This window comes from Actinopolymorpha alba DSM 45243, assembly GCF_000373925.1.
Lineage (GTDB): Bacteria > Actinomycetota > Actinomycetes > Propionibacteriales > Actinopolymorphaceae > Actinopolymorpha > Actinopolymorpha alba.
In genome coordinates this window covers 145,206-161,981 of record NZ_KB892707.1, presented here as the reverse complement: position 1 = coordinate 161,981, position 16,776 = coordinate 145,206, and the positions used below count along the sequence as shown (strand labels likewise).

16 protein-coding genes and 1 pseudogene are annotated in these 16,776 nt (G+C 69.5%); 8 read left to right on the top strand and 9 right to left on the bottom strand.

Annotated elements, in window-relative coordinates:
• Positions 1 to 82: 82 nt before the first annotated feature.
• The 3 genes from B141_RS0100705 (at position 83) to B141_RS0100695 (ending at position 2,838) form a co-directional block, all read left to right on the top strand.
• A complete protein-coding gene (locus B141_RS0100705; RefSeq protein WP_020573243.1) occupies positions 83 to 862 on the top strand; it encodes a Stf0 family sulfotransferase in 780 nt (259 codons plus the stop codon).
• Positions 863 to 961: 99 nt separating this feature from the next.
• Positions 962 to 1,591 carry an SGNH/GDSL hydrolase family protein gene (locus B141_RS0100700; RefSeq protein ID WP_026256772.1) on the top strand — a complete coding sequence of 210 codons (630 nt, stop codon included), beginning with the start codon at positions 962 to 964 and terminating at the stop codon, positions 1,589 to 1,591.
• 86 nt (positions 1,592 to 1,677) lie between these two features.
• On the top strand, positions 1,678 to 2,838 hold the full coding sequence (locus B141_RS0100695) for an RtcB family protein (protein ID WP_020573241.1): 1,161 nt from the start codon (positions 1,678 to 1,680) through the stop codon (positions 2,836 to 2,838).
• A gap of 161 nt (positions 2,839 to 2,999) precedes the next feature.
• Here B141_RS0100695 and fabI read toward each other — a convergent pair whose 3' ends face one another.
• Both fabI and B141_RS0100685 read right to left on the bottom strand, forming a co-directional pair.
• Positions 3,000 to 3,770: an enoyl-ACP reductase FabI gene (gene fabI / locus B141_RS0100690; protein ID WP_020573240.1), complete on the bottom strand. Its 771-nt coding sequence runs from the start codon at positions 3,768 to 3,770 to the stop codon at positions 3,000 to 3,002.
• Between the two features lie 3 nt (positions 3,771 to 3,773).
• Positions 3,774 to 4,478 (bottom strand): beta-ketoacyl-ACP reductase, encoded by a 705-nt coding sequence (locus B141_RS0100685; protein WP_026256771.1) that lies wholly within the window; start codon positions 4,476 to 4,478, stop codon positions 3,774 to 3,776.
• A gap of 237 nt (positions 4,479 to 4,715) precedes the next feature.
• Between B141_RS0100685 and B141_RS0100680 the strand changes: the two genes are divergently transcribed.
• Positions 4,716 to 5,750 carry an alpha-hydroxy acid oxidase gene (locus tag B141_RS0100680; protein ID WP_020573238.1) on the top strand — a complete coding sequence of 345 codons (1,035 nt, stop codon included), beginning with the start codon at positions 4,716 to 4,718 and terminating at the stop codon, positions 5,748 to 5,750.
• A gap of 118 nt (positions 5,751 to 5,868) precedes the next feature.
• Here B141_RS0100680 and B141_RS0100675 read toward each other — a convergent pair whose 3' ends face one another.
• Positions 5,869 to 7,656, bottom strand: a complete 1,788-nt coding sequence (locus B141_RS0100675) for an ABC transporter ATP-binding protein (RefSeq protein ID WP_020573237.1) — start codon at positions 7,654 to 7,656, stop codon at positions 5,869 to 5,871.
• Complete coding sequence (locus B141_RS38295) at positions 7,656 to 9,575, bottom strand: ABC transporter ATP-binding protein (RefSeq protein ID WP_157180715.1); 1,920 nt, start codon at positions 9,573 to 9,575, stop codon at positions 7,656 to 7,658. Before B141_RS38295 ends, B141_RS0100675 begins: the two co-directional genes overlap by 1 nt.
• A 206-nt stretch (positions 9,576 to 9,781) precedes the next feature.
• Here B141_RS38295 and B141_RS38290 point away from each other — a divergent pair, with 206 nt between their 5' ends.
• The gene (locus B141_RS38290) at positions 9,782 to 11,365 is read left to right on the top strand and encodes a CocE/NonD family hydrolase (RefSeq protein WP_157180714.1); all 1,584 of its coding nucleotides are present in this window, start codon (positions 9,782 to 9,784) and stop codon (positions 11,363 to 11,365) included.
• Between the two features lie 217 nt (positions 11,366 to 11,582).
• Here B141_RS38290 and B141_RS38285 read toward each other — a convergent pair.
• The 4 genes and pseudogenes from B141_RS38285 to B141_RS38270 all read right to left on the bottom strand — a co-directional run bounded on the left by B141_RS38285 (position 11,583) and on the right by B141_RS38270 (position 13,745).
• Positions 11,583 to 12,184 (bottom strand): annotated as a pseudogene (locus tag B141_RS38285) (response regulator).
• Positions 12,181 to 12,765 carry a sensor histidine kinase gene (locus tag B141_RS38280; protein ID WP_020573233.1) on the bottom strand — a complete coding sequence of 195 codons (585 nt, stop codon included), beginning with the start codon at positions 12,763 to 12,765 and terminating at the stop codon, positions 12,181 to 12,183. Before B141_RS38280 ends, B141_RS38285 begins: the two are co-directional and overlap by 4 nt.
• A gap of 33 nt (positions 12,766 to 12,798) precedes the next feature.
• A complete protein-coding gene (locus B141_RS38275; protein WP_084678026.1) occupies positions 12,799 to 13,224 on the bottom strand; it encodes an ABC transporter permease in 426 nt (141 codons plus the stop codon).
• Positions 13,125 to 13,745, bottom strand: coding sequence for an ABC transporter ATP-binding protein (locus tag B141_RS38270; protein WP_084678025.1), 621 nt, complete (start codon positions 13,743 to 13,745; stop codon positions 13,125 to 13,127). The genes B141_RS38275 and B141_RS38270 overlap by 100 nt, the downstream gene beginning before the upstream one ends.
• A gap of 140 nt (positions 13,746 to 13,885) precedes the next feature.
• On the opposite strand from B141_RS38270, the gene B141_RS0100640 reads away from it, so the two are divergent.
• Positions 13,886 to 14,215, top strand: a complete 330-nt coding sequence (locus tag B141_RS0100640) for a DUF3099 domain-containing protein (RefSeq protein WP_020573231.1) — start codon at positions 13,886 to 13,888, stop codon at positions 14,213 to 14,215.
• Positions 14,216 to 14,502: 287 nt separating this feature from the next.
• Complete coding sequence (locus B141_RS0100635) at positions 14,503 to 14,733, top strand: hypothetical protein (protein ID WP_020573230.1); 231 nt, start codon at positions 14,503 to 14,505, stop codon at positions 14,731 to 14,733.
• A gap of 16 nt (positions 14,734 to 14,749) precedes the next feature.
• Here B141_RS0100635 and moaA read toward each other — a convergent pair whose 3' ends face one another.
• A complete protein-coding gene (gene moaA / locus B141_RS0100630; protein ID WP_020573229.1) occupies positions 14,750 to 15,748 on the bottom strand; it encodes a GTP 3',8-cyclase MoaA in 999 nt (332 codons plus the stop codon).
• 118 nt (positions 15,749 to 15,866) lie between these two features.
• Here moaA and B141_RS38265 point away from each other — a divergent pair, with 118 nt between their 5' ends.
• Entirely contained in the window at positions 15,867 to 16,694 is an 828-nt protein-coding gene (locus B141_RS38265; protein WP_063828550.1) for an SURF1 family cytochrome oxidase biogenesis protein, read from the top strand.
• The last annotated feature ends 82 nt before the right edge of the window (positions 16,695 to 16,776 follow it).

Sequence of the window (16,776 nt, the reverse complement as noted above, 5' to 3'; positions counted from 1 at the left end):
CGAAGGATGTGGACGCCGGGCACATCAAGACCAGCCCGCTCGCGCCCACGCGGCGCCGTGCGCCGGGCGCTAAGCTCCGCGCATGGCGGTCGCAGCGCCCCGACAGTCGTATCTCATTTGGTTCAGCCAGCGCGTGGGCAGCACCATGTTGACCCAAGCGCTGGAGGACACCGGCATCGCCGGGCGTCCGCGCGAGTGGTTCGAGGACCCGGCGGGCCACGGGCTGCCGGTCAAATATGGCGTCCCCGATGCCGTTCAGCTGCGCGACTTCTTCTGGCGCGAGGCTGCCACGCCCAACGGTGTGATGGGCGCCAAATACGGCATGAGCGCCGGCCTGCACCAGGAACTGACGGCTTTGTTCGCGGGTGTAAGCCCGGACGTGGCCGATCCCGATGGACGCAATGCCTGGGCAGCGGTCTTTCCCGCCTGCAAACACGTGTTCATGACCCGGCGGAACAAGCTGCGCCTGGCAGTCTCGTGGCTGCGCGCGATCCGATCACAGGAGTGGCACCGGCCCAACCGCGCCGACACCGTGGTGGGCGAGGCGCCGCCGCGCACCAGCGCCGCCGATGTGATTGACCGCTACGATCACGACGCGCTCGAATTCCTGCTCATCGGCGCCAACCAGCGCGAGGCCGACATGCAGGATCAGTTCGACCGCTGGGGCGTGGTCCCGTACACCGTGGTCTACGAAGATCTCGTCGCCGACTACCAGGCGACGGTGCGCCACCTGCTCGATTTTCTCGAGATTCCCGGGCACGCCGACATCGCCATCCCGCGCCCAGCCTTCGACCGCCTGGCCGACGAGGCCTCCGAAGCTTGGTACCAGCGCTTTCGCCGCGGGCGCGCGCAGAGCGTCTAGGCGCGGCTGCATGATTCGTGAACCTTTGACCAGACCGGGTACGTCCAGTCCTGGACGTCGCCTGCCGCACAACGCCGGAACCGCCTAGGGTCCAAGGCCGTGAGCCTACTGAAGCCAGGAAACCGGGTGCTCTTCATCGGCGACAGCATCACCGACGCCGGGCGTGACCGGTCCAATCCGGACGACCTCGGTGGTGGCTATCCGTCCGTCGTGGCGGCGACGTACGCCGCCGGCATCCACGCCGCGGACGGCGTTCGGTTCCTCAACCGCGGGATCAGCGGCAACCGCATCCGCGATCTGCGGGCCCGCTGGCAGGCCAACTGCCTCGACCTCGCACCCGACGTGGTCTCGATCATGATCGGCATCAACGACACCTGGCGGCGTTACGACAGCGACGACGAGACGCCCGTAAACGCCTTCGAACGCGACTACCGCGCGATCCTGCAAGGAACGGTTGACAGCTCCTCGGGGGCGCTGGTCCTGGTCGAGCCGTTCCTCCTGCCGGTGCGCGACGGCCAGGAATCCTGGCGTGAAGACCTCGATCCGAAGATCGCAGTCGTACGCCAGCTTGCCGCCGACTATTCCGCGACGCTGGTTTCGCTCGACACGCTGATCACGCAGGCGGCCGCGACCCGCGACCCGGCCAAACTCGCCCACGACGGCGTACACCCGACACCCGAGGGGCACGTGTTCATCGCGCGCACATGGCTGGCGGCGACAACAACCTGAAAGATGAGCGGCCGCTCCACCGCTAATTCGATTCCCTGACCACCGGGTCCTTCGTTACCGTCCCAGGCGACAAAGGAGCAGTGATCATGGAGCAGATCAGCAAGCGACTCTTCAACTGGGCTTCGGTTCTGGAGCCCAGCACCCGCCAGCAGGCCGAGATGACGGCGACAATGCCGTTCATCTTTCCGCACGTCGCTCTGATGCCCGACGCACACCTTGGTCGAGGCGCGACGGTGGGCTCGGTGATTCCCACCCTGCGCGCGATCATCCCCGCCGCTGTTGGCGTCGACATCGGCTGCGGGATGATCGCCGTGCGTACGCAGGTCACTGTCGACGAACTCGACGGGCTCGACCGCCGGGCACTGCGGCTTTCCATCGAACGCGCGATTCCGCTGTCCGCGGGCGTCTACAACACCACGCTCACCGAGACCGCGAAGGCGCGGATCGCCCACCTGGAAGGCAAGGCACGCTTCGACTACGACCAGATCACCGGGAAATGGCCGTTCCAGCTGGGCACGCTCGGCTCGGGCAACCATTTCATCGAGGTGACGGTCGACGAGGAGAACCGCGTCTGGTTGTTCCTGCACTCAGGCTCCCGAGGTATTGGCAACAAGATCGCGATGAAGCACATCAAGGTTGCCCAACGGCTGATGGAGAAGTACTGGATCTCCTTGCCAGACAAGGATCTTGCCTATCTCGTCCAGGACACCGAGGAGTTCTGGGCGTACATCCGCGACCTCACCTGGGCGCAGGAGTTCGCACTGCTCAACCGCGAGGAAATGATGGACCGGGTGGTCAGCTGCTTCGAGGAGTGGTACGGCTCGAGTGTCGACGAAGCCGAGCGGATCAACTGCCACCACAACTTCACCCAGCGGGAACGCCATTTCGGCAAGGAGGTCTGGCTCAGCCGGAAGGGCGCGATCGAGGCGACCGAAGGTAAGCCGGGGCTGATCCCGGGGTCGATGGGCACCGCGAGCTACGTGGTGACAGGCAAGGGAAACCCGGTGTCCCTGCACTCCTCACCGCATGGCGCGGGGCGGATGTACTCCCGGTCGGCGGCCCGTAAGACGTTCTCGCGCGAGCAACTCCGGGAGGCGATGAAGGGCATCGAGTACCGCGACACCGACGCCTTCCTCGACGAGATTCCCCAGGCGTACAAGGACGTCGACCAGGTGATGGCTGACGCCCGCGACCTCGTGGAGATCCGGCACACGCTCCACCAGATCGTCAACGTCAAGGGCGACTAGCCTCGTGCACGCGTCGGGGGAGTCCGGACCGCGACTACAACGCGGGCCGTGCATGCGTCGGGGGCACCCTTGTCCAATAGAGCTGGACAAGGGTCCCCCCGACGCAATAGTCAGCGGAACGGAGGCCGGCCAGAGGAACGGTCGGCCGGAGTTCGGGTCGTTCAGGCGCCCATCGCGTGGTAGCCGCCGTCGACGTGCACGATCTCGCCGGTCGTCTTCGGGAAGAAGTCCGAAAGGAGCGCGACACATGCCCGTCCGGTGGCATCGCTGTCCGTTGGGTTCCAGCCCAGTGGCGCCCGCTCGCTCCAGACGTTCTCGACACGTTCGATGCCGGGGATGCCGCCAGCCGCGATGGTCTTGGTGTAGCCGGCCGAGACCAGGTTGACCCGGATGCCCTTCGGGCCGAGGTCGCGCGCGAGATAGCGAGCGCACGACTCCAGGCCGGCCTTGGCCACGCCCATCCAGTCGTACGCCGGCCACGCGACGCTCGCGTCGAACGTCAACCCGACGATGGACCCACCCTCCTTCATCAGGGGCAGTGCGGCCATCGCCAGGCCCTTGAGGGAGTAGGCCGAGACGTGGAACGCCGTAGCCGCGTCGGCGTACGACGTGTTGAGGAAGTTACCGCCGAGCGCCTCCTGCGGCGCGAACGCGATCGAGTGCACCACTCCGTCGAGCCCGTCGACGTGGGCCCGCAACGAGTCGGCAAGTCCGGCCAGGTGCTCCTCGTTGGTGACGTCGAGCTCGATCACCGCGGGCTCGACCGGCAGCCGCTTGGCGATCCGTCGGGTGATCGACAGCGCCCGGCCGAAGTTGGTGATGATGACCTGCGCACCCTGGTCCTGGGCGACCTTGGCCACCGCGAACCCGAGCGAGGTGTCCATGGTCACGCCGGCGACCAGGATCCGTTTGCCTTCGAGGATTCCGCCCATTGTTCAGTGCCCCATTCCAAGTCCACCGTCGACCGGGATGACCGCGCCGGTGATGTACGCCGCCTCGTCGCTTGCCACCCAGCGGATCACCCGAGCCACCTCCTCGGTGGAGGTGTACCGGCCGAGCGGGATCTGAGCCAGATACTGCTTTTTTAGCTCGTCAGACAGCTCGTCGGTGAGGGCGGTTTCGACAAAACCTGGGGCCACGACGTTGGCGGTGATGCCCCTCGACCCGAGTTCGCGGGCGATCGAGCGGGCCATCCCGACCATGCCGGACTTGCTGGCGGCGTAGTTGACCTGGCCGGCGCCGCCGAACAGCCCGACGACGGACGACACGAAGACGATCCGGCCGCGGCGCAGCCGAAGCATGCCCTTCGCGGCGCGCTTGGACACCCGGAACGCCCCCGTGAGGTTGGTCTCGATCACGCTCGACCAGTCCTCTTCGGACATCCGGAGGAGCAGCGTGTCGCGGGTGATGCCGGCGTTGGCGATCAGGACCTCGACCGGGCCCTGCTTCTCCTCGATCTCGGCGAACGCCGCTTCGACGGTCTCCGGCTCGGTCACGTCACACTTGACCGCGAGGAAGCCCTCGGGGGCCTCGCCACCGCGGTAGGTGATGGCCACATTGTCGCCCGCATCACGGAACGCCTGCGCGACCGACAGTCCGATGCCACGGTTCCCGCCAGTCACGAGTACTGATCGACCCACGACGCCTCCCCTGTTCGTGCTGGTCGTAGCTGAGGTGGTGGGCCCTGACAGGCAGACACCGTCCGGGGCCGGATCCACACACCAGGCACGCTAGCAGCCTGGAACTCGATCACCGGTGAGAGGTTTGTCCCCGGCGTGCCGGGTCGCCAAAACGCTGGCGCGGCCGGAGCCGGCCGGGAAATCAAGGAGTCCGCGGCCAGCCAACCGCCGTTGCCGGGAACCCCATCCCGGTCGACAATGCCGCTCGTGACGACCTACGACGAGTTGGAGAGACGCGCCCGCGAAATCCTGCCCCCTGACATCTTCGGCTACCTCGCGACGGGTTCGGGAGTCGAGGAGACGCTCGCCACCAACGACGCGGCCTGGCGCCAGTTTCCGCTGCGGCCCCGGATCCTGCGCGACGTGGCGCGCGTCGACACCGGCACCACACTGCTGGGTACGCCGGTGGCCTCGCCCGTGCACGTCGCACCGACCGGCTACCAGACGCTCGCGCATGCCAGCGGTGAGGCTGGGGTCGCCAAGGGAACGGCGGACGCCGGATCGCTGTACGTCCTGTCGACCCGGGCCACCGCGAGCCTCGACGAGGTGGCGGCGGTGGCCGGGCCCTGGTGGCTGCAGGTCTATGTCCTCCGGGACCGTGATCTGAGCGCCCGCATCGTCGAGCGGGCAGCGGCATGCGGTGCCCGGGCGCTGGTGCTGACCGCCGACACGCCGTACGTCGCGGCGAAGGCGCGGGCCGCGAACGTGCCGGTGGGCGGCAGCGCGCGGTTCCTCATCCCTGAGCTGGTGGCCCGCGATGACGAGGGCACCTGGCAGAACCCGTCGGTGACGTTCGACGACATCGGCTGGCTGCGGGAGGTTTCCGGTGGGCTGCCGGTCGTCGTCAAGGGTGTCTTGCGCGGCGATGACGCCCGTTCGTGCGTCGAGGCCGGCGCCAGCGCGCTCTACGTTTCCAACCACGGCGGCCGCCAGCTGGACGGCGCCCTGGCGACCGCGTTCGCGCTCGCCGAGGTCCGCGCGGCCGTCGGCGAGGAGTGCGAGGTGTACGTCGACGGCGGCATCCGTACCGGTCGCGACGTCGTACGCGCGCTGGCGCTCGGAGCCAACGCGGCCTTCGTCGGACGGCCCGCGCTGTGGGCGCTCGCGACCAGCGGGTCCGATGGCGTCCGCGACCTGCTGAGCTCGCTGCACGAAGAGGTTGACGAGGCACTCGCCCTGTGCGGGTGCCGCTCCGTCGCCGAGGTCACCCCCGACCTCGTGCGGTACCCCTGACCGCCACGCTGGTGTCGTGGGGAATGATCACGTTTACGTGGTCATTCCCCACGACACGCGGCAAATTCACCTTGCCTGGTGGCGAATGACCACGTTTACGTGATCATTCCGGGGCCCGTCAGTGCTGGTACGCCTTGGACTGGAGGGTGTAGAGCTCGGCGTACAACCCGCCGACCGCCATGAGCTCGGCGTGGTCGCCCTGCTCGAGCACCGCACCGTTCTCGAGAACGACGATGAGATCGGCCATGCGTACCGTCGAGAAGCGGTGCGAGACCAGCAGCGTCACCGTCCCGCGACTCTGGCCGGCACGCGCCGCCTCGGCGAACCGCCCGAACAACGCGTGCTCGGTCTGCGCGTCCAGCGCGGCCGTCGGCTCGTCGAAGACGACCAGCAGCGGGTCGGGCCGCATGAGTCCCCGCCCGAGGGCGAGCCGCTGCCACTGCCCGCCGGACAGGTCGACGCCGCCCTCCCACGCCTTGCCGAGTTGGGTGTCCAGGCCGTTCGGCAGGATGTCGAGTACGCCGGTCGCACCCGCGCGTTCCAGAGCGCCCGTCACGGCCGCAGGGTCGTCGATCCGGGCGAGGTCGCCGACACCGACGGTCTCGCGCGCCAGGAACTCGAACGCCACATGGTCCTGGAACGCCGCGCTGACCCGCGAGCGCCACGCGGCCACGGGAAAACGGCCCAGCGCGACCCCGTCCACGAGGACCTGCCCCTCGTCAGTCTGGTAGAAGCCGCAGAGCAGCTTGATCAAGGTGGTCTTACCGGCGCCGTTCTCGCCGACCAGCGCGACCACCTTCCCCGCCGGCAGGTGCAGGGACAGCCCGTCGAGCACCGGCCGGGACGTGTCGGGATACCCGAACGACACTCCCCGGATGTCGATCCCCTGCTCAAGCCGGTCGGGCACCGGAGCCGGATCTACCGGCGTCAACCGTGCCTTGCGGGTGTGATCCTCGAGCCACACGAGCCGCCGGGCGATCTTCAACACCCACAAGAAGGCGGTGCCGTACGACACCCCGACCGCCACGACGTTGGTCAACTGCGAGGCCAGTCCGATCGCGAGCACCACGTCTCCGGGGGTCGCGAGCCCGGAGACGGCGCGGTACAGCACGAAGGCGATCGCTGCGACGTACGCCAGTGCGAAGACCAGCGCATCGACCACCTGCAGGCGCGCACCGCGCCAGGTCGCCTGGTTGCGCCCGCGTACAACCGTCTCCGACACGTCATGGTGTCGGCGCACCAGCTCGTCTGTAAGTCCGAAGATCCGTAGCTCCTTGCCCGACGAGGCAGCGGTCGCGACCTCGAAGAGATGGCGGCGCAGGCGTTCGGGCTCGGTCGTCTCCTCCTGCGCCGCGACGTCGAGGTCGTTGCTGCGCTTGCCGACCAGGACCGAGACGGCGGCGACCAACACCAGGAGCAACAGCGCCGGATGCAGCTGGGCGAGCAGGAACCCGGTGGCGCCGAGCGACACTGACGCACGCAGGATGCCGGCGGTCGCGTTCGTCATGAGCGCGAGGGCCACTCGCTCCTCGCGGATGCGCTGGACCTCGTCGAGGTAGTCGGGGCGTTCGTGGTGCGCGAGCCCGTCGGCGCCACCGACCAGATCCATCAGGCGCCGGTCAGCGAACGCCTGCGCCCGCTCGATCACCCCGAACACGCAGTCGACGTAGTAGAAGACCGCGATCAGGACCAGGGCCATGCCAGCGGCGAGCACACCCGTCGCGACCAGGCCGAGCCGAAGGTCCGCGGCCACCGCCGCGTCCACCAACAACTTGCCGCCGTAGGCGAGGACCGGAGCGCCCAGCGCCATCGCGATACCCGTCAGCAGCTGGAACGTCGCGTGCCAGGGCGCCGCACGGAACCCGATCGCGATCGTCATGCGGTACGCACGGAACACCTCACGCATCACTGGTCATCCCCTCGCGGGCTGCCGGCCACGGCATCGTCGAGAAAGCGCGCGGCCTGCAACGTGAACATCCTCGCGTAGCGGCCGTCCATGGCCATCAGCCGCTCATGCGTACCGTCCTCGGCGATCTTTCCGTCAGCGAGGACGACGATCCGGTCGGCGCGGCGTACCGTCGAGAACCGGTGCGAGATCAGGCAGGTCGTGAGGCCGGCCGTGAGCTCGAGGAACCGGTCGTACAACTCCGCCTCGGCACGGACGTCGAGCGCGGCCGTGGGTTCGTCGAGGATGAGCACCCGAGCGCCCGCCTCGACCGCGAACATCGCCCGGGCCAGCGCGACCCGCTGCCACTGGCCGCCCGACAGGTCGACCCCACCGGTGTACTCGCGGGACAGCACCGTGTCCCAGCCCTGCGGCAGAGACTCGATGAGCTCCAGGACGCCTGCCTTCGCGGCCGCGCTCCGCAGCCGGTCGAGGTCGTCCGCCAGGGCGGGCGCCCCCAGGCCGATGTTGTCGCGCACCGGCAGGTGATAGCGGGCGAAGTCCTGGAACAACACCGCGACCCTGGACCGCCACACATCCACGTCAAGGTGCTCCAGCCCGACGCCGCCCACAGAGATCCGGCCTCCGGTCGGGTCGTACAGACCGCAGAGCAGCTTGACGAGGGACGTCTTGCCCGCGCCGTTCTCCCCCACGATGGCGAGCGAGCGGCCGGACGGGATCACCAGGTCGAGCCCGGCCAGCGCCTCGCGGTCGGCTCGCGGATACCGGAACCGCACCCCTTCGAAGCGGATCTCGGTCTGCGGCGAGTCCGCCGCCAGCGGGGCAACGGCGGCGGCCACACCAACGGCGCCGGCCACACCAACGGCGCCGGCCACACCGACCGCGGCCGCCGCCTCCGGGCGCGCGGCCTGCCCCTCCGCGGAAAGCCGCTGGTCCAGCCCGATCACCTTCGGCACCGAGACCGCGGCGAAGGAGAGGTAGGCGTTGTCGTCGTCGAACGCCGCATAGGAGTTGGTCCCTCCCAACGCCTGCGTATAGACCGCCAGCGCCGCGAGACCAAGATCGCCCCGGGTCGCGGCCCAGGCGAGAACGCCGTACGACCCGAGGTTGATCAGGAGCACCGCGCCGCTGGAACCGAAGAGAACGCCCGGGCGGGGGCGCCGCACCTTCCACACGGGCTCGATCGCGCTCCGCCAGGTCACCTCGAACCGCTCGATGAGCCAGCCGAGCATGCCCCAGACCCGCACCTCCTTGGCGGCCGGCGGGTTGAGTGCGAGGTCGCGGAGGTACTCCGCCCGCCGCAACGCGCTGCTCTGCCCGTAGCCAACCTGGCCGACCCGGACGTACTCCCGCTGCATGAAGAAGACGATCAGCGGCCAGGCCACCAGCCAGGCCAGCCCCAACCACCACGCGAACGCCAGTAGTACCGCGGCCGAACCCAGCGCCTGCAGCCAGGCGGGCAACACCCGTGCCAGCGCCTCGACCGCACGGCCGGGGCGGTTGGTGTCCGCGCCGAGCCCGCGTACGACGCGGATCTCGTCGAGAACGGCCGGATCCTCCAGGTGGGCGACGCCATCTGGACGACCGACCGCGGCGATCACCCGCTCCTGGAGGTAGCGGTCGGTCTCGCGTCCGAGCGTCCTTGCCAGCGCGTCGAGGACGGGGCTCAGGGCCCGCTGCACGACGATCAGGCCACCCACCACGACGAGCAGGGTCCAGGTCCGTTGCGTGGCGGCCGAGTCCGCTCCGTCCCGCACCGCGGCCGGGATCGACCCGATCAACAGACCTGTCACCACCGCGACCGCGACCGGGAGGGCCGCGGCGAGGAAAGCACCAACCACGAGAAGGGCCGGCGTACGAGAGTTCACCTGCGGCAGGATCCGGAGAAGCGCGACAATCCCACGCACTGAGGGCGGCATGCTCCATCCCCCAAGCCGCGAGCGACGCCTCGGCGGCGCGGCTGGGTGAGGGCTTCCAGAAGAAGGCATGCGGGCGATCATGACGTCATACCGGCATCATGTCAACGGCATGGTGATGTCGGATGACGTCGGGTGACGTCATCCGTGGCCGAGGGTGGCCGGCAGACAGCGGCACGCGGCGGTCATCGAAACGTAGGCTCGCCATCGTGGGACGAGCCGCACGCATCGTCAGCCTTGATACCGATGTCACGACCATCGACGGAGTACCCCTCGCGACTGACGTGACCGTCGCCGACGACGGGGAACGCCACCCGGTCCTGCTGGTCCGGACGCCGTACGGCCGCGCCTCGGTGCGTGGCGCCTACGACGCGATCGGGCTGGCCCGGCTGGGCTGGGCGGTCGTCACCCAGGACGTGCGCGGACGCTGGGACTCGCCCGGAACGTTCTCGCCGTTCCGGGCCGAACGCATGGACGGCGCGCAGACGATCGCGTGGTGCGCGAGCCAGCCATGGTCGAACGGCGCGGTCGCCATGGCCGGTGGTTCGTACAACGGCTTCACCCAGTGGCTCGCCGCCGCCGAACGCCCGGCGGCCCTGCGCGCCATCGCCCCAGCCGTTGCCGGCCCGACCATCCGGGACGCGGTGTACGAAGGCGGCGCACTGCAGCTCGGTGTCTTCTCCTCGTGGACCCTCGGCATCGGCGCGCTCGGCAGCAACCTCGACACCGAACTCGTCGACGCGGCCATCGACGAGCTCGACCGGTGGCCGGCGAGCCTCGACGGGCTGCCAGGAACCCCCACCCTGACGCGGATCAGCCCTGACTGGTCGCGCTGGTTGGACACGGACGACACCGAACTCTGGAACCCGCTCGACGCCGGCGCCGCTCCCGGCCATCTCGGCGTCGCCGGCTACCACCTCGCCGGCTGGCACGACCTCTTCTGCGAGAGCACCATCCGCGGGTACACCCAGCTCGCCGGACGTGCCGCCGACGACGGCCACTCCCACCGGCGGCAGCGACTCGTCATCGGTCCGTGGGCCCACGCGACCATGCTGAGACGCACCACTGGTCACCTCGACTTCGGCGTCCGCGCGCAAGGCGACTTCAACGGCCTGCTCGACGAGCAGATCGCCTTCCTGAGCGAAACCATCGCCGACCGGGACGGTCCATCCGGCGTACGCGTCTTCGTCATGGGAGCCAACCGCTGGCTGGACCTGGCTGACTGGCCGCCGCCCACCCAGGCGGTCCCGTTGTACCTCGCCGAGGGCGGGCGCCTGTCCTGGTCGGCGCCGGCAGAGTCGGGGACCGACCACTACCGCCACGACCCCAGCGATCCGGTACCCACCAACGGCGGCCGCACCCTCCATCCGGTGCCACCCGAGGCCGGGCCGCTTGACCAGCGTTCGCTCGAGGAACGCCCCGACGTCCTCGTCTACACAAGCGATGTCCTGGAGCGGGACCTCACCATCGTGGGGATGGTCCGGGCGCACGTGGTCTTCGAGTCCACCGCCCCACTCGCCGACGTCACGGTCAAGCTCGTCGACGTCCACCCGGACGGGACGGCGATGCTGGTCGTCGACTCGATCCGCCGCGTTCCTACGCCGGGCGGGAACGCCGTGGAGGTCGAGGTCGAGGTGGGCTCCACGGCACAGACGTTCTCGGCGGGCCACCGGATCCGGGTCGAGATCGCGTCGTCCAACTATCCGAGGTTCGACACCTGCGAGGCGGCCGACCAGACGGTCCACCACGGTGGACGGGCCGCGAGCCGCCTGGTGCTCCCCATCTGGACCTGAGCAGAGCTGACGCTCGCCCCCGCCACCGCCACACCGCTCGAGCCCCGCCGGCAAATCCCTTGCCGACTGCCTCCACCGTGCCGAATGATCACGTATACGTGGTCATTACCAGCTTCACGTGGTGTCGACACCATGTGAGGCATGCAATGACCACGTATACGTGATCATTACGCCAGCACCCCCTGGCGCGCCCCGCGGCACACAGAGCAGACGTTGCTCAGAGCCAACCCTGGGAGTCAGCGATCCGGACCGCTTCGGCGCGGGTCCGCGCACCTGTCTTGCCGATCGCGCTGGACAGGTGGTTGCGTACCGTCCCCTCCGACAGCACGAGCGCCCGCGCGAGGTCGGCCACGGTCCCGCCGGCCCGCGCTTCCCGCAGGACATCGCGTTCGCGTGGTGTCAGAGGACTGTCGCCGGCCGCCAGTGACTCGATGGCGAGCGAGGGATCGACGACCCGCAGGCCCTGATGTACCCGCCGGATGGAGTCGGCAAGCTGGGACGCCGGGGTGTCCTTGACCACGAACCCACTCGCCCCCGCCGGACGTACCCCGGACGCCCGAACGTCGTGACGACAAGCACCCGGCAGGTCGACAGTGCGGTCCGCAGCTCGCGGGTGGCGGTGATCCCGTCCGCACCCGGCATCTCGACGTCGATCAGGGCGACGTCCGGCCTGGTCTCCGTCGCCCGCGCCACCACCTCGTCGCCACGTCCCACTTCGGCGACGACGGCGATGTCGGACTCCAGGGACAGGAGGGCGGCCATCGCACCCCGCACCAGGTGCTGGTCGTCGGCGAGCAGGATCCGGATCGGCTCGGTCATTCAGTGACTCCGTCCGGGATCATCGCGTGCAGCCGGAAGCCCCCGTCGCGCACGGAGTCCGCGGTGAGGGTGCCACCGATTGCCGCCACCCGCTCACGAAGGCCGTTCAGTCCGTGCCCATCCCTGAACTCCGGGCGGCCGGTCGCTCCCGCACCGATCCCGTCGTCGGTGACCTCGACACTCGTCGGGGTGAGCCGGACGTGACAGACGCGGGCCTTGCTGTGCCGCAGGACGTTCGTCACGCCCTCCCGGATCACCCACCCGAAGACCTCACGCTGCGGTCCGCTCACCTCATCCATGGAGTTGGGCAGGGTGGAGGCGATCCCCGCCGCGGTGAGCGCCCGACGGGCCCGGCTGATCTCGGCGGCCAGGCTGGCGCCGCGATAGCCCTCGACAGTTGCCCGAACGTCAGCTAGCGCTTCCGGGGCGAGGCGTTCGACGTCGTTGATCTCGGCCAACGCCCGGTCAGGAGCCCGCTGGACAAGCTGCCCCGCCAACTCCGCCTTGACGGTGATCACCGTGAGGCTGTGGCCAAGGATGTCGTGAAGGTCGCGGGAGAACCGCAGCCGCTCGTTGGTCACCGCAAGCTGGGACCTTAGAGGCAGCGGGGCCGCTCAGGCGCGGGCCGTGTCGACGCGGTACCTGCGGGCCACCACCAGGGCGAGCGCCACGGTCCACGCGAGGAGGACCAGCACCGCTCGCCACTCGAACCCCCCGGTCCCCAGCGGGCTGCGTCCGAGGATTCCGAGCCAGTACGACGGCAGGACCTGCGCCAGGTTGGCCATCACCTTCGGCATCACCTCGACCGGGATGAAGATGCCGCCGAACAGCGACATGGTCATGAACGTCGCGGAGAAGATCGCCTGCGCGCTGTCCGGCGAGGAGGCGTACCCGATCAGCAGGCCGATGAGCGCGAACGGCACGATCGCCAGCCAGGTGCTCACGGCCGAGGCCAGCCACTGCGACCCCGACAGGTCGACATGTGCGAGCACCCCGCCCGCGGCAAAGACGAGGAGGATCGCCGGGGCCGCCACCAGCATCGCGACGGCGCCCTTGGCGAGGAGGTACGCGTGGGCTCGTCGAGCACCAGCAGGTCTGGGTCGGGAACGACGGCCAGGGCGAACCGGACCCGCTGCGCCTGTCCACCGGAGAGCTTGGCCGTCCGGCGCTTGGCAAGGTCGGCGATACCGGCGCGTTCGAGCGCCTCCCCCACGCTGAGCGGTTTGCGGTGCAGGGCCGCGAACATCGCGACGATCTCGCCGACCGTCACGTCTGGGAGCAGCGACCCGGACTGGAGCATCGCTCCGACGAGTCCCTGCGCGACCACCTGCTCGGGCGGGTTACCGAAGATGCTGGCCGATCCCTCGTCGGGTCGAGCCAGTCCGAGCAGCATGTCGATGGTGGTCGACTTGCCGGCGCCGTTGGGCCCGAGCAGGGCGACCACCTCACCAGGCGCGATGTCGAGGTCGATCCCTCGGACCGCTTGGATGGTTCCGTACCGCTTGACCAGTCCGTCGAGTCGGACCGCCATGCCGGGGTTGGCACTGTTTGACGTTGTCATGGGACATACGCTCCCGCGGCGGGCGCCGCGGCTCCCCCGTCGTGAGTCGTGTTCGGAGCATGACATCCGTCATGCCCTCTGCGGTGGTCCGTCGAGGGTCGAACGGGCGTACGGTGGCAAGAGGAGTGGAGGAGGGTCTGATGCATCAGAAGCCGGTCCAACCGGTCTTCCGCATCTCCGGGGCGCCCAAGAGCCTCAAGGAAGACATTCGCTCGCGTGAAGTGCGCTATCTGCTCTCCATGGGAGTACGGACAGTGTGCTTCGTGCTGGCGTTCGTCACGGAGGGCATTCTTCGATGGCTGCTCATCGTGGCCGCCTTCGTCCTGCCCTACATCGCCGTGGTGATCGCGAACGCGGGTCGCGAGCGCCGTGCGGAGGCTCCCCTGCCCTACGTCCCCGATCACGAACGGCAACTCCCGAGCGGGCCCGACGCCAGCGTCCCCTCGCAAAATAACGGCAGGCCCGTCTAGACCTGGCCGGGGCGTTCATGCCAAACTCTTTCTGCGCGCTCCGCTTCCCCCGTCGGAGTGCGACGTGATGCGATGCCGGGCGGCTTCCCCCGTGGCTGCCCGGCATCGCTTCTTGTTGTGGGGCCGGATTGTCACAGCATCACGCACCGCAGTCAAACCAGGCGGATATGGCGCATTTTCATCACGCTCCGCATCCACCTTCGATGTGTGACGACGTTCGGGCCCGCCGTCCCGCATAGCGGGACACCTCATCTATCCCCCTCACCGTCCGCTGCGGAGCACTCACGATGACCCAGCAGCCCGATCCGGAGCCCGCCATCTGCTCGGCCAGGGGATGCTCCGCGCCGGCCACCTGGGCGCTGCGTTGGAACAACCCCCGCCTGCACACGCCCGAGCGGCGCAAGACCTGGCTCGCCTGCGACCAGCACCGGGCCCACCTCACGGACTTCCTGACGGCACGGAACTTCCTGCGCGAAGTCGTGCCGTTCGACCCGACCGCGCCGCTCGACGAGCGCTGAGCCCGGCCGGCGCGCCTCAGCCCCCGATCGCCGACATCGGCCGGGTCGGCTGGAGGAACGTCGGATCGTCGATCCCGTGACCCGGCTGCTTCGTCGCCACGGCCGCCCGCCAGCGCCGGGCGAGGTCCGCGTCATCGGCGCCCGCCCGCAGAGCGCCGCGCAGGTCGGACTCCTCCCGTGCGAAGAGGCAGTTGCGGACCTGACCGTCGGCGGTGAGGCGTACCCGGTCACAGTCGCCGCAGAACGGCCTCGTCACCGACGCGATGATCCCCACTCGCGCGGGCCCACCATCGACCAGGAACGACTCCGCGGGAGCGCTCCCTCGCTGCCGCGGGTCTGCAGGCGTGAGGTCGAAGCGTTCGCGCAGCCGCTCCAGGATCTCGTCGGCGGTCACCATCACGGAGCGGCTCCACCGGTGGTGGGCGTCCAGCGGCATCTGCTCGATGAACCGCAGCTCGTACCCGCGTTCGAGGCACCAGGCCAGGAGGTCAGGCGCCTCGGTTTCGTTGACGCCGCGCATCAGGACGGCGTTCACCTTCACCGGCGTGAGCCCGGCCCCCTCCGCCGCGGCGAGACCGTCCACGACGTCCGTCCAGCGGTCGCGCCGGGTGAGCTCCCGGAACGTCTCGGTGCTCAGGCTGTCCAGGGAGACGTTGATCCGGTCCAGGCCCGCCTCGCGGAGCGGTCCGGCCAGGCGGGTGAGTCCGATGCCGTTGGTGGTGAGTGAGATCTCCGGGCGCGGGTCCAACTGGCTGGTGCGGCGCACGATGTCGACGAGCCCGCGCCGGATCAACGGCTCACCGCCGGTGAACCGCACCTCCCGCACGCCGAGGAGCCGGATCGCGACTCCGGTCAGGCGGACCACCTCGTCGTCGGTGAGGACGTCAGGTGACGGAAGCCACGGCAGCCCTTCCGGGGGCATGCAGTAGCTGCAGCGGAGGTTGCATCGGTCGGTCAACGAGATCCGTAGATCTGTCGCGATCCGCCCGAAACGGTCGACAAGTTGCGCACCCACGCGTTCAGCCTAGGCCGCCCATCCGACAGGGCCGAGTGCGGAGCCGGGTTGGATGCCGGCCGGGATCCCCGACCCCGACCGGCGCGTCGGGCGGGGGACTCGGTTAGCGTCACTGCTCGTGTACCGCTTTCTGCTGCGACCGCGCTGGATCGCGCTGATGGTCGCGGTCGTCGTACTGGTCACGACGTTCGTCCTGCTTGCCCGCTGGCAACTGCAGCGTCTCGACGAACGCCGTGCACTGAACGCGGTCATCACAACGAACGACGGCGCCCCCAGCCGCCCGGTCGGGACCATCCTCGCGCCGGATCGCCCTGCCCGTAGCCAGGACCAATGGCGCCAGCTCAGCGCCCGCGGCACCTACGACGCGGAGCATCAGATCCTCGTGCGCTATCGCCCGCTCGAAGGCGAACCCGGGTACAACGTCCTCACCCCGCTCGTCACCACGGATGGAAACACCATCCTGGTCAACCGCGGGTGGATCCCAAGCTCCGGCTCCGTGCGCGCCCCGGCGTCACCGGCTCCGCCGTCCGGTGACGTCACGATCACCGGTCGGGTGCGCCAGAGCGAGCACGCCGATCCTGGACGGGGCCGGCCCGAGCGGGGACAGGTGCGCTTCATCGACGTACCCCAGATCGCCGGCACGCTGCCGTACCCCGTCCTCGGCGGCTACCTCGAACTCGTCGAGCCCGTCCCCACCGCCGCCGGCGCGCCGCGGCCCCTGCCCGCGCCGGAGCTGTCCGAAGGGCCCCATCTGGCGTACGCCCTCCAGTGGTACCTCTTCGCCGCGGTCGCCGTCGGCGGGTTGGGGTTCCTCGCGTACGACGAGGCGAAGGGCGGCCGGCTCCGCCAGCGCCTGCGCAGCGCCGACGAGGCCGCGGGTTCCCGCCCGCGACGCTCCCCCGCCGGCTCGCCCGGCCGCCGCGACACCCGGGCCCGGCCGCGATAACCGACCTCTGAGAGGTCCCGCGACCTCAAGGAGGCGGCGAGATTCGCCTCGGCGGAGAACACTGGACGGGAACGCCGCCACG

What these genes read in the sequence shown, in the direction of transcription:
- fabI (WP_020573240.1), bottom strand. Translation starts at nt 3,770, where the DNA reads ATGGGCGGAATCCTCGAAGGCAAACGGATCCTGGTCGCCGGCGTGACC.
- B141_RS0100635 (WP_020573230.1), top strand. Translation starts at nt 14,503, where the DNA reads ATGACCCAGCAGCCCGATCCGGAGCCCGCCATCTGCTCGGCCAGGGGA.
- B141_RS0100640 (WP_020573231.1), top strand. Translation starts at nt 13,886, where the DNA reads ATGCATCAGAAGCCGGTCCAACCGGTCTTCCGCATCTCCGGGGCGCCC.
- B141_RS0100695 (WP_020573241.1), top strand. Translation starts at nt 1,678, where the DNA reads ATGGAGCAGATCAGCAAGCGACTCTTCAACTGGGCTTCGGTTCTGGAG.
- B141_RS38275 (WP_084678026.1), bottom strand. Translation starts at nt 13,224, where the DNA reads ATGCTGGTGGCGGCCCCGGCGATCCTCCTCGTCTTTGCCGCGGGCGGG.
- B141_RS0100680 (WP_020573238.1), top strand. Translation starts at nt 4,716, where the DNA reads ATGCCGCTCGTGACGACCTACGACGAGTTGGAGAGACGCGCCCGCGAA.
- B141_RS38270 (WP_084678025.1), bottom strand. Translation starts at nt 13,745, where the DNA reads ATGACAACGTCAAACAGTGCCAACCCCGGCATGGCGGTCCGACTCGAC.
- B141_RS0100705 (WP_020573243.1), top strand. Translation starts at nt 83, where the DNA reads ATGGCGGTCGCAGCGCCCCGACAGTCGTATCTCATTTGGTTCAGCCAG.
- B141_RS0100675 (WP_020573237.1), bottom strand. Translation starts at nt 7,656, where the DNA reads ATGCGTGAGGTGTTCCGTGCGTACCGCATGACGATCGCGATCGGGTTC.
- B141_RS38295 (WP_157180715.1), bottom strand. Translation starts at nt 9,575, where the DNA reads ATGCCGCCCTCAGTGCGTGGGATTGTCGCGCTTCTCCGGATCCTGCCG.